The sequence below is a fragment of the Amycolatopsis sp. NPDC004747 genome (assembly GCF_053601335.1).
The window spans coordinates 146,104-157,842 of the sequence record NZ_JBSGBQ010000003.1; the positions used below are offsets into that span (position 1 = coordinate 146,104).

Annotated in this window: 12 protein-coding genes; 11 read left to right on the forward strand and 1 reads right to left on the reverse strand. The window is 71.5% G+C overall.

The genetic code is table 11. From position 1 onward, the window contains the following. The first annotated feature begins 147 nt into the window (after positions 1-147). From ACWEGE_RS05580 to ACWEGE_RS05590, 3 genes are read left to right on the forward strand one after another with little or no spacing between them, the layout of a single operon-like run. Entirely contained in the window at positions 148-972 is an 825-nt protein-coding gene (locus tag ACWEGE_RS05580; RefSeq protein ID WP_449659231.1) for an alpha/beta fold hydrolase, read from the forward strand. Beyond that, positions 969-1,814 carry an NmrA/HSCARG family protein gene (locus ACWEGE_RS05585; protein ID WP_449659232.1) on the forward strand — a complete coding sequence of 282 codons (846 nt, stop codon included), beginning with the start codon at positions 969-971 and terminating at the stop codon, positions 1,812-1,814. Before ACWEGE_RS05580 ends, ACWEGE_RS05585 begins: the two co-directional genes overlap by 4 nt. An 11-nt stretch (positions 1,815-1,825) precedes the next feature. Next, positions 1,826-4,273 carry an excinuclease ABC subunit UvrA gene (locus ACWEGE_RS05590; protein WP_449659233.1) on the forward strand — a complete coding sequence of 816 codons (2,448 nt, stop codon included), beginning with the start codon at positions 1,826-1,828 and terminating at the stop codon, positions 4,271-4,273. 418 nt (positions 4,274-4,691) lie between these two features. Here the strand turns inward: ACWEGE_RS05590 and ACWEGE_RS05595 are convergent, their stop codons facing one another. Next, positions 4,692-5,762 (reverse strand): DODA-type extradiol aromatic ring-opening family dioxygenase, encoded by a 1,071-nt coding sequence (locus ACWEGE_RS05595; protein ID WP_449659234.1) that lies wholly within the window; start codon positions 5,760-5,762, stop codon positions 4,692-4,694. Positions 5,763-5,898: 136 nt separating this feature from the next. Here ACWEGE_RS05595 and ACWEGE_RS05600 point away from each other — a divergent pair, with 136 nt between their 5' ends. From ACWEGE_RS05600 to ACWEGE_RS05635, 8 genes are all read left to right on the forward strand, one after another. Continuing rightward, entirely contained in the window at positions 5,899-6,804 is a 906-nt protein-coding gene (locus tag ACWEGE_RS05600; protein ID WP_449659235.1) for an acetaldehyde dehydrogenase (acetylating), read from the forward strand. After that, positions 6,801-7,826, forward strand: a complete 1,026-nt coding sequence (dmpG, locus tag ACWEGE_RS05605; RefSeq protein WP_449659236.1) for a 4-hydroxy-2-oxovalerate aldolase — start codon at positions 6,801-6,803, stop codon at positions 7,824-7,826. The genes ACWEGE_RS05600 and dmpG overlap by 4 nt, the downstream gene beginning before the upstream one ends. Then, positions 7,823-9,253 carry an aldehyde dehydrogenase gene (locus tag ACWEGE_RS05610; RefSeq protein ID WP_449659237.1) on the forward strand — a complete coding sequence of 477 codons (1,431 nt, stop codon included), beginning with the start codon at positions 7,823-7,825 and terminating at the stop codon, positions 9,251-9,253. Before dmpG ends, ACWEGE_RS05610 begins: the two co-directional genes overlap by 4 nt. Beyond that, positions 9,250-10,029 carry a 2-keto-4-pentenoate hydratase gene (locus tag ACWEGE_RS05615; protein ID WP_449659238.1) on the forward strand — a complete coding sequence of 260 codons (780 nt, stop codon included), beginning with the start codon at positions 9,250-9,252 and terminating at the stop codon, positions 10,027-10,029. The genes ACWEGE_RS05610 and ACWEGE_RS05615 overlap by 4 nt, the downstream gene beginning before the upstream one ends. Beyond that, positions 10,026-10,787: a 2-keto-4-pentenoate hydratase gene (locus ACWEGE_RS05620; protein WP_449659239.1), complete on the forward strand. Its 762-nt coding sequence runs from the start codon at positions 10,026-10,028 to the stop codon at positions 10,785-10,787. The genes ACWEGE_RS05615 and ACWEGE_RS05620 overlap by 4 nt, the downstream gene beginning before the upstream one ends. Before the next feature lie 22 nt (positions 10,788-10,809). After that, positions 10,810-11,013: a tautomerase family protein gene (locus ACWEGE_RS05625; RefSeq protein WP_449659240.1), complete on the forward strand. Its 204-nt coding sequence runs from the start codon at positions 10,810-10,812 to the stop codon at positions 11,011-11,013. Positions 11,014-11,101: 88 nt separating this feature from the next. Next, the gene (locus ACWEGE_RS05630) at positions 11,102-11,299 is read left to right on the forward strand and encodes a hypothetical protein (protein ID WP_449659241.1); all 198 of its coding nucleotides are present in this window, start codon (positions 11,102-11,104) and stop codon (positions 11,297-11,299) included. 206 nt (positions 11,300-11,505) lie between these two features. After that, positions 11,506-11,736: a hypothetical protein gene (locus ACWEGE_RS05635; protein WP_449659242.1), complete on the forward strand. Its 231-nt coding sequence runs from the start codon at positions 11,506-11,508 to the stop codon at positions 11,734-11,736. Positions 11,737-11,739: the final 3 nt, after the last annotated feature.

The window sequence follows — 11,739 nt, forward strand, 5'->3', positions numbered from 1 at the left end:
TGAAATCAAGTGCCTCACCACTGTAGCATTTCGTGGTACACCGTCGACGGAACAGTCATCTGACGGGCCCTGCCCCGGCAACGGCGGGCCGAAGATGGTGACACCTTCGGATGGCGAGGGCTTCCGCCACTGGGAATGGAGCGCATCATGCCGACGATCACCACCACTGACGGTGTCGAGATCTTCTACAAGGACTGGGGCACCGGGCAGCCGATCGTGTTCAGCCACGGCTGGCCGCTCTCGGCCGACGACTGGGACACCCAGCTGCTGTTCTTCCTCCAGCACGGCTACCGCGTCATCGCCCACGACCGGCGCGGACACGGCCGCTCATCGCAGGTCGCCGAGGGGCACGACATGGACCACTACGCCGACGACCTCGCCGCGCTGACCGCGCACCTCGACCTGCACGACGCCGTCCACGTCGGCCACTCCACCGGCGGCGGCGAAGTCGTGCACTACCTCGCCCGCCACGGCGAATCGCGGGTCGCCAAGGCGGCGCTCATCGCGGCCGTCCCGCCGCTCATGGTGCAGACCGAAGCCAACCCCGGCGGCCTGCCCAAGAGCGTCTTCGACGACCTGCAGGCCCAGCTGGCCGCCAACCGGGCCCAGTTCTACCTCGACCTGGCCTCCGGCCCGTTCTACGGCTTCAACCGCCCCGGTGCCGAACCCTCCCAGGGCCTGATCCGCAACTGGTGGCGCCAGGGCATGGAAGGCGGCGCCAAGGCCCACTACGACGGAATCGTCGCCTTCTCCCAGACCGACTTCACCGAGGACCTGAAGAAGATCACCGTGCCGACGCTGGTCATGCACGGCGACGACGACCAGATCGTGCCCTACGCCGACTCGGGCCCGCTCTCGGCCAAGCTGCTGCAGAACGGCACCCTCAAGACCTACGCGGGGTTCCCGCACGGCATGCCCGCCACCCAGGCCGACACGATCAACGCCGACCTGCTCGAATTCATCCGCTCATGAGCGGCCCGATCGCGGTGATCGGCGCCACCGGCCGCCAAGGCGGCGCGGTGGCCCGCCACCTGCTCAAGCACGGCGCGGACGTCCTCGCGCTGGTCCGCGACCCCGATGGCCGGAGCGCGCACCGGATCCGGGAAGCCGGCGCGGACACCGTCCGCGCCGACCTGTCCGACCTGGACTCGCTGGTGGCCGCGTTCCGGGGCGCGGCCGCGGTCTTCGCGATGACGACATACACCGCCGACGGGGCCGAGGAGGAAGTCCGGCAGGGATCGGCCATCGCGGACGCCGTCGTGGCCGCGGAAGTGCCGTCCGTGGTCTACAGCTCCGTCGGCGGGGCGGACCGGGCGACCGGGATCCCGCACTTCGAGAGCAAGTGGGCGATCGAACAGCGGCTGCGCGCGACCGGCGTGCCGCTGACGGTGATCCGGCCGGTCTTCTTCATGGAGAACCTCATGCGGGCCGGTGTCGTCACGGACGAGGCGGACGGGCAGGTCTTCCGGTACGCCTTCGCGCCGGGGGTGCCGGTCCAGATGATCGCCTCCGACGACATCGGCGCGATCGCGGCCCGGGCGGTGCTCGACCCGAGCGCCATTCCGGGCGGTCAGCTGGAGATCGCCGGCGACGAGCTGACGCCCGAACAGATGGCGGCGGCCTTCGCCGAGGTTGCGGGCCGCCCCACCCGGTTCGAGCCGGCGCCGATCGACGCGGTCCCCGACGCCGACCGGCGGGCGATGTACACCTGGCTCGCGACCACACCGGGCTACCGGGCCGACTTCGCCACCACCTCGGCGCTGCGGCCCGGGATCCGGTCGTTCCCCGCGTTCCTGTCCGGCGCCAACCCGTGAGGAAACCCGTCATGACACCCCGGCCGGACCACCTCCCCCGCGCGATCGAAGTCCGCGGCGTGCGGCACAACTCGCTGCGCGACCTCGACGTCGACGTGCCCCTGTGGCGGACGGTGGCGGTGGCCGGGGTGTCCGGCTCGGGAAAGACCTCGCTCGCCATGGGGACGCTGTACGCCGAAGGGCTGCACCGGTTCCTCGAGGGCCTCAGCACCTACAGCAGGCGGCGGATCGGCCAGGCCCAGCGGCCGGACGCCGACCGCATCGACCACCTGCCCCCGGCGCTCGCGCTGCGGCAACGGCCACCGGTCCCCGGACCGCGCAGCACGGTCGGGACGATGAGCGAGGTCTTCAACGTCCTGCGGCTGATCATGTCGCGCCTGGGCACCCACCGCTGCCCCAACGGCCACGACGTGCCACCGACGGTCGCCACCCAGGGAATGGAGATCGGGTGCCCGGTGTGCGGGGTGCGGTTCGAACACCCGGGCGCGGAGTCGTTCGCGTTCAACTCCCTCGGTGCGTGCCCGGGCTGCGACGGGACGGGCGTGCGCACCGAGGTCGACCCCGCGGCGCTGGTGCCGGACCCGGGCAAGACGCTCGACGAGGGCGCGGTGCTGTCGTGGAACGTCGGCGGGCGGCGGCTGAGCCGGTACGCCGCCGGCGAGCTGGGGGTGCGGCTGGACGTGCCGTACCGCGACCTCACCGCCCGGGAGCAGGACTTCGTCATGCACGGCGAACCCGTGCAGCAGCAAGTCGTCGTCTCGGGCCGCAACGGCAGGCAGGTGACCCTGGACGTCACCTACGACAACGCCATCACCGCCGCCCGCCGCTCGGGGAACAGCAAGTTCCTCGTCACGCACACCTGCCCGGTCTGCCACGGCTCCCGGCTGCGGCCCGAGGCCCTGACCAGCCACCTGGACGGCCGCGACCTCGCCGAACTCGGCGCGCTGGACCTCGACCACCTCGCCGCGTTCGCCGCCCGCCTGCCCGCGCTGATGCCGGCCGAGCTGGCCCGGTTGACCACCGGGCTGGTCGGCGAGCTCACCGGCGCGCTCGCCCCGCTGCTGGAGCTCGGCCTCGGCTACCTGGCGCTGGACCGGGCCGGGGCGACGTTGTCCACGGGCGAGCGGCAGCGCATCGAGCTCACCTCGACCGTCCACGCGAGTACCACCGGCATGCTGTACGTCCTGGACGAGCCGTCCGTCGGGCTGCACCCGAGTAACGTCGCGGGCCTGCGCAAGGCCATCGACGCCCTGGTGCGCAACGGCAACTCGGTGGTGCTGGTCGAGCACGACCTCGACGTCATCCGCACCGCCGACTGGATCATCGAGCTGGGTCCCGGCGCCGGACGGCAGGGCGGCACGGTCGTCGCCCAGGGGACCCCGGCCGAGATCGAAGCCGACGAGCGGTCCATCATCGGCCCGTTCCTTACGGGCCGCGAGACGGTCGAACGTGTGCCCCGGCCGGGCACCGGCGAAGCGGCCACCATCACCGTCAGCCGCCTCCACAACCTCTCCGGCGTGACAGCCGCGTTCCCGCTCAACCGGCTCACCGCGATCGCCGGGCCGTCCGGCGCGGGCAAGACCGCCCTGGTGCTGGAAAGCCTGGTCCCCGCCGCGCGGGCCCGATTGGCCGGCACGCCACTGCCCGGCCACGTCGCCCGGCTGGACCTGGGGCAGCTGCGCGGCGTCGTGGAGATCGACGCGACGCCGATCGGTCTCAACGCCCGGTCGACGCCGGGCACCTACACCGGTGCTTTCGACGCCATCCGGGCCCGGTTCGCCGCCGCGACCGGCCAGACGGCCGGGCAGTTCTCCTTCAACACGAAGGAGGGCCAGTGCCCGACGTGCAAGGGCCTCGGGTCGATCGACCTGGACGTGCAGTATCTGCCCGACATCGCGGTGGAGTGCCCCACGTGCCACGGCGCGCGGTTCGGCGAGAAGACGCTCGAGTCGCGTGTGGACGGTCTCACCATCGCGGACGTCCTGGAGCTGACGGTCGGCGAAGCCCTGGAACGCTACGCCGACGTACCCGCCGTCGTCCGGCCGCTGCGACCCGTGGCCGAGGTGGGGCTGGGGTATTTGCGGCTCGGCGAGCCGACACCGGCCCTGTCCGGCGGGGAGTCCCAGCGCCTGCGCATCGCCGCGCGCCTGCGCAGCAGCCAGCGCGACGTGCTGTACGTGCTCGACGAGCCCTCGACCGGACTGCACCCGGCCGACATCCGCACCCTGGTGGCGGTGTTCGACCGCCTCCTGGACACCGGGGCCACCGTCGTCGTCATCGACCACGACCTCGACCTGATCGCCGCGGCCGACCACGTGCTGGACCTGGGCCCCGTCGGCGGCCCCGGCGGCGGCCGCATCGTCGCCCAGGGGACGCCGGACGAAGTCGCCGCCGACCCTGCCGGCGTCACCGGCCCGTACCTCGCCGAACGCGTCGGGCTCCGGGATCGTCGCGAGTGAGGTAGGACCACATGCGCTGGCCGTCTCGAGGAACTGCGGCAGGACCACCGCTCGCGGCAACGACTCCCCCACGACGACCGCGCCGTTGCCACGGAGCGCGATCGCCGGCGCGTCCCCCAGTGCTTCCGCCACCGCCGCCGCGGCCATCTCCGTCCGGACCAGCCGGGGATCGGGCCACAACGGCGGCCCCGGGGCGAAGTACGTCCCGGGACCGCCGAGCGGGCGGGCGGTGCACCCGAGAGCCGACAGCGCCCGCACCGCGGCGGGCAGCACCCGCGCGATGCCGCCAACGGGACGGCCGGCGTGACGAGGAACGTCGACTCGTCGCGGCGGACCGAGCAGAGCCCGTACGCCGTGACGAGTCCCGCCCCGGACAGGGCCCTGGCCGCGGTCCGGAGGATGCGGTGCTGGTCCGGTTTCACGGCCGGTAGACCGCGAACACCTTGGAGGAATTGAAGACGTAGGACTCCTCGAACACACTCCAGTCCGGCTTCGGCCGGCCGAGCTCCTCCATGGCCCCGACCAACGTGTACCAGTTGAGCAGCTCCTGCTGCCCGCTGTCCTCGATCTCGGCGGTCGTGCGGTCCCGCCAGAAGTCGTAGTCGCCCTTGGTCAGCGCGTCGTACAGCACGCGGTCGGCGGCGACGTCGGGCTGCAGCCGCCACGTCTTGTCGGTGTTGAAGGCGTGGCTCCAGCTGGAGGACGCGACGAGGGCGACCCGCAGGTCGGTGGCGGCGAACGCCCGCGCCACGGCCCGACCCACCTCCATGAACCGCCACGGCGGCGGCGACGGCGGGTCCAGCTGCCCGGGCGTCTCGCCGAGGGACACCGCGAACCCCTTGTTCGCCACAACGAGGGAGCCGTAGCAGTTCAGGGGGAACGCGATGACCGGGTACGGGAACCCCCGGCGGTGGTAGTCGAGGTAGAGCAGGGTGTTGAGGAACGCGTGCGCGAATCCCTCCTGGTGGAGCGGCCGGTACGCGTACGAGACGTCGATCCCCTGTTCGAGCAGGGCTTTGGCGAGTGACCGCGCGATGTCCGGCGCGCCCTTCACCGCCAGCGCCGTGTCGGGTCCTTCGTTCCACACGTTCGGCTTGTCGTCCATCCCCGACGAGTGCGCCATGGTCGCCCACGGCTTGATCGTCAGGTCCGGGTAGGCGAGGACGGCGTACGGCGGGATGATGTCCTCGCGGAAGTTCTCGTACTGGTCGTCGCCCCAGATCACGACGACGTCCGGTTCGAAGGCGTCGATTTCTGCGCGGCAGTGGTCGAGCGCGGACACCAGCTGTTCCCGGTGCCGGCCGGCCGCGGCCCGGCCCTCGTCGGCACCCCATTCCTCCCGCATCCGCTCCGGCCAGGAAGCCACATCCTTGGCGTGCTCGGGCACGAGCGGGTCCTGGAGGTTCGTCCGCAGCAGCCACGCCATGTCCTCGTCCACTCCGGACAGTGGCGGGTAGTGCGTCACCCCGATCCCGAGAATTTCGCCCACGGTGTGCCTCGCAATCGTCGTGTCCGTCGGGAGGAGCGCAGTGAATACCGGCGCCGCGGCAGCGTCAACGGCGACCGTTTCGGTGAGAGAAACGGCCGGCTTCGGTTCGGCGGACACGGAGGCGAACCTGGGTCGTATGAGCCGAACGAAAGTGACGGCGGCGATCGTGGGGCCGGGCAACATCGGCACCGATCTGCTGGCCAAACTGCAGCGAAGCCAGCTGATCGACGTCCGTTACGTGGTCGGCGTGGTGGAGTCCGACGGCCTGGCGCGGGCCCGTGCCCAAGGCATCGAGGCGTCCGCGGAGGGCGTGACGTGGCTGCTGCGGCAGGACCCGCTGCCGGAGATCGTGTTCGAAGCGACGTCCGCGAAGGCCCACATCGCCAACGCACCGCGGTACGCGGAGGCCGGGATCCAGGCCGTCGACCTCACCCCGGCCCACCTCGGGCCGATGGTGTGCCCGCCGGTCAACCTGCACGCGCACCTGGACGCGCCCAACGTCTCGATGATCACCTGCGGTGGGCAGGCCACGATCCCCATGGTGCACGCGGTCTCGCGGATCACCCCGGTGCCCTACGCCGAGATCGTCGCGTCGGTCGCCTCGCGCGGGGCCGGACCCGGCACCCGCGCGAACATCGACGAGTTCACGCAGACCACCGGCAGCGCCGTCGCGGAAGTGGGCGGGGCCGGCCGCGGGAAGGCGATCATCATCCTCAACCCGGTCGAGCCACCGATGATCATGCGGGACACCGTGTTCTGCATGATCGGCGCCGACGCCGACCGCGCGGCCATCATCGCTTCGGTCCACGAGCTCGTGGCGCAGGTCCAGGAGTACGTCCCCGGCTACGCGCTGCGGGCGGAGCCGCAGTTCGACGAACCCCGCGAGGCCTGGGGCGGGCACGCCCGCGTCGCGCTGTTCCTCGAAGTGAAGGGCAACGGCGACTACCTGCCGCCCTACGCCGGCAACCTCGACATCATGACGGCCGCCGCCGCTCGCGTGGGCGAGCTGATGGCCCGGGCGAAGCTGGGGGTGTCCGCATGAGGCCCGCACTGCCGCACGCCGTGCGGATCGTCGACACCACCCTGCGCGACGGCTCGCACGCCATGGCCCACCGGTTCACCGAGACGCAGGTCCGCGACACCGTGCGGGCCCTCGACCGGGCCGGCGTCGAGGTCATCGAGGTCACCCACGGCGACGGGCTCGGGGGCTCGTCGTTCAACTACGGCTTCTCCCTCACCGACGAAATGCGCCTGATCGCCGCCGCCCGCGAGGAAGCGAAGCAGGCGAAGATCGCGGTGCTCCTCGTTCCGGGGATCGGCACGGTCGACGACCTCAAGCGGGCGCGCGACCACGGCGCCGACCTGGTCCGGGTCGCCACGCACGCCACCGAGGCCGACGTCTCCCCGCAGCACTTCACCGCCGCCCGCGACCTCGGGATGGAGACCGCCGGGTTCCTCATGATGGCCCATCGCGTCCCGCCGGAAATCCTGGCGAAGCAGGCCCGGATCATGGTCGACGCCGGCTGCCAGGCACCGTACTGCACCGACTCTGCGGGTGCCTTGCTCATGCATGAAGCCCGCGCCCGGTTCGAGGCTCTCGTCGCGGAGGTCGGCGACGAGGCGTGGGTGGGCTACCACGGCCACCAGAACCTGTCCTTCGGCGTGGCCAACTCCGTCATCGCGCACGAGGCCGGCGTCCGGTACATCGACGGATCGCTGTGCGCACTGGGCGCCGGAGCGGGCAACAGCCCGACCGAGGTCCTCGCCGCGGTGTTCGACCGGCTCGGGATCGACACCGGGCTCGACGTCGCCGCCCTGCTGGACGCGGCCGAAGACGTCGTGCGCCCCTACCTGACCCGGTGGCCGAAGATGGACCGCAACGCCGTCGTTCAGGGCTGGGCCGGGGTGTACTCGTCGTTCCTGCTGCACGCCGAGACGGCCGCCGAGCGGTACCAGGTGCCCGCCCCCGACATCCTCCGGCGGTGCGGGGAGCTCGGCCTGGTCGGTGGCCAGGAAGACATGATCATCGACGTGGCGATCGAACTGGCGGGTGAGCGGCGATGACCTCGTTCGGGCACATCATCGACGGCCGGGAGCGCGACTCGCTCGACGGCTCGCGGTTCGACTCGATCGACCCGTGGACGCGCGAGCCGTGGGCCGACGTGGCCTTCGGCGGACCGGCCGAGGCCGGCCTCGCGGTCGCCGCCGCCCGGCGCGCGTTCGACGAGGGACCGTGGCCGCACATGGGGTACGCCGAACGCGGTGCGCTGCTGCACCGGCTCGCCGACCTCGTCGAGGAGCACGCCGACGAGCTGGCGCTCGCCGACTCCCACGACATGGGCAAACCGGTCGCCGACGCCCGGGACAAGGACGTCCCCCGGGCGGCGCGGAACTTCCGGTTCTTCGCCGACCACGCCCGGCTCGCGACCTCCGAGGCCTACCCGTCGGACACCGGGCACCACGCCTACGCCCGATTCGAGCCGGCCGGAGTGGTGTCCGCGATCGCGCCCTGGAACTTCCCGCTGATGCTGGAGACGTGGAAGGTCGCACCCGCCTTGGCCTGGGGCAACACCGTCGTGCTCAAGCCGGCGGAGGACTCCCCGGCCAGCGCGACGATCCTGGCCCGGCTCGCGCTGGAAGCCGGATTCCCGCCCGGCGTGTTCAACGTGGTGCACGGCAACGGCCCAGCGTCGGCCGGTGAGGCTCTCACCACCGATCCGCGGGTCGACCGGATCACCTTCACCGGCGAGTCCGGCACCGGCCGGATCATCACCGCCGCCGCGGCGCGCAACCTGACCCCGGTGAGCCTCGAACTCGGCGGCAAGGGCGCCAACCTGGTGTTCGCCGACGCCGACCTGGACAACGCCGTCGGCTGGTCGATCAAGGCGATCTTCACCAACGCCGGGCAGGTCTGCCTGGCCGGCTCCCGCCTCTTCGTCGAGCGTCCGGTGCTCGAGGAGTTCACGGCGCGGTTCGTCGCCGCCGCCGAGGCCCTGGTGATCGGCGACCCGCGGGACCCGGCCACGCAGGTCGGTCCGCTGGCGTCGGAAACCCACTTCCGCAAGGTGTCCGGCTACCTCGACGACCCCGGCGGCAAGGTGCTCACCGGCGGGCACGGCGAGGGCTGGGTGATCCGGCCGACGATCGTGTCCGAGGTCCCCGCGGGTTCGCCGCTGCAGTGCCAGGAGGTCTTCGGGCCCGTCGTGACGATCACGCCGTTCGACACGGAGACCGAGGCCGTCCGGTCGGCGAACGACTCGCCGTTCGGCCTCAACGCCATGGTGTTCACCGAGAACCTCTCCCGTGCCCACCGGGTCTCCGCGGCCCTGCGCGCGGGAACGGTGTGGACGAACTGCTTCTTCGTCCGTGACCTGCGGGCGCCGTTCGGCGGTGTGGGCGACTCGGGCTGGGGCCGGGAAGGCGGTAACTTCAGCCGCGAGTTCTTCACCGAGCCCAAAGCCGTGGTCATGGCCATCCAGGACCAGCCGTGAAAGGCACGCGGGACAAGGCCCGCGCGCTCTACGACGCCCGCCGCACCCGGACCCCGATCCCGCCGTTCACCGACGACGAGCCGGCTCTCGGGATGGCCGACGGCTACGCGGTGCAACGCGAGCTGATCGACCTGCTGCTCGCCGACGGCGACCGCATCGTCGGACACAAGGTCGGGCTGACCTCCGAGCCGATGCAGAAGATGATCGGCGTCGATTCGCCGGACTACGGGCCGGTGCTGCTGTCCACCGTCTACCGCGACGGCGACGAAATCCCGCTCAGCCGGTTCATCGCGCCGAAGCTCGAAGCCGAGATCGTGTTCGTCCTCGGCGACCGCCTCGAAGGCCCCGGAGTCACCGTCACGCAAGCGAGTGCGGCGATCGCCGGTGCAGTGGCCGGGATGGAGATCGTCGACTCCCGGATCGCGGACTGGCGCATCCGGCTCGCCGACACGGTGGCCGACTTGGCGTCCAACGGCGCGGTGGCCACGTCGAGCCGGATCGTCCCGATCGATGGGTTCGACACCCGGCTCGTGGGTATGACGTTGACCCGCAACGGCGAGGTGATCGACACCGGCGCGGGCGCGGCTGCCCTGGGTGACCCGGTCGCCGTCGTCGCCTGGCTCGCCAACGTCCTGGGCGCCGATGGAGTAGCCCTCGAACCCGGGCACCTGATCATGACGGGCGCGCTGCACGCGGCCGTACCCATGGCGGCCGGGGACGTCTTCCGCGCCGAGTTCGACCGGCTCGGGCCGGTGACCGTGAGGGTGAGCGAATGAACAACGTCGGCAAATGGGCCGCGCAGCTGGCGAAAGCGGTCGCCGACCGCACCGCCATCCCCAGCTTGTCCGCCGGATCCCCCGAACTCGACCTCGAGACCGCCTACCGCGTGCAGCGCGAGCTGCGTTCGGCCGCCGGTCCCCTGGCGGGCCGGAAACTCGGGGTGACGTCCCGGGCCAAGCAGGCCCAGGTCGGCGTCTCCTCCCCCGTGTACGGATACCTCGCCGCAGCGGACGCGATCGACCTGGGCGACTCGCTGGACACGGCAAAGCTGATCCAGCCGCGGTGTGAACCGGAGGTCGTCTTCATCCTCGGCCGCGAACTCGCCGGACCGCACGTCACCACCGCGGACGTGCTCGCCGCCTGCCGCGGCGTCGCGGTCGGGATCGAAGTACTCGACTCCCGCTACACCGACTACCGGTTCACGATGGCCGACGTCGTCGCCGACAACACCTCCGCCAGCCGGTACGTGGTCGGAACACCGGTGGATCCGCAGGGCACCGACCTCCGCCTGGTGGGCGTGGTGCTGGAGAAGAACGGAAAAGTCTCGGCCACAGCATCCGGTGCCGCGGTACTCGGGCACCCTGCCTCTGCCGTGGCTTGGCTCGCACGGCAACTGTGGGCGGAAGGCGAGGGTCTGCAGGCGGGTGAAATCGTGCTGTCAGGTGGGCTGACCGCGGCGGTCCCCGTGGCTCCGGGAGATGTCGTCGTCGCCTCGATCGACCGGCTCGGCTCGGTCGAGCTGGGCTGCCGCTGAACCACTACCGGAAGGCACACACATGCCCCTCATCCAGGTGACGCTCGTCGAAGGGCGCTCCCCCGAGCAGCTCCGCGCGCTGGGCGAAGCACTCACCACCGCCGCCGAGCAGGCCATCGGCGCGAAGCGGGAATCGATTCGCGTCGTGCTCACCGAATGCCGGGCCGAGCACTGGTTCATCGGCGGCGACTCGATGGCGCACCTTCGCGAGACCGGTGCCCGGTAACCGTCACCGTCATTCGACGGGCGCTGCCGGTCGCCATCCCGATCACCATGGGTCCGGTACGCGACCGAACCGACCTTCGGAGGCCACCATGCCGCACCGGTACCTCACCACACTGACGACGCCGTCCGTCGAAGCCGCGCAGAAGCGGTACGGCAGCTACTCCGCCGTCCAGCGGATGACCAGCGGCTGGCACACCGACGGTGTCCTCGGCGACGACGAGATCGGCTTCATCGCCGAGCGGGACAGCTTCTACCTCGGCACCGTCGGCGAAACCGGCTGGCCGTAGGTCCAGCACCGCGGCGGGCCGCCCGGCTTCCTCAAGGTGCTCGGTGTGGAGGGCGGCGCGAGCCTGCTCGCCTGGGCCGACTGTCGTCGGTTCCTTCCTCGACCGCGCTGCAACGTGCCGATCGAGAGGACGAGCTCGGCGGCTGGCTGGAAACCCACGCGTTGGAGCAAGGTCCGGAGGCACCGTCCATCTTCGCCGGCGCAGGCGTGACCACGGCCGACGAGATCGGTCCGCGGATCCGGGTGGTCGAACACTACGACCGCCGACTGCCACGCATCCCCGCCTATCCGGCCGAGCTGAACCAGGCGTGGAGGAACCTCATCGACAACGCCGTCGCGGCGATGAACGGTGCCGGCACGCTGAGGGGCGAGTCCGAACCCGGCGACACGAGGTTCCAGGCGCTGTTGCCCACCGCGGAGCGGCAGCAACCGAGTTGACCG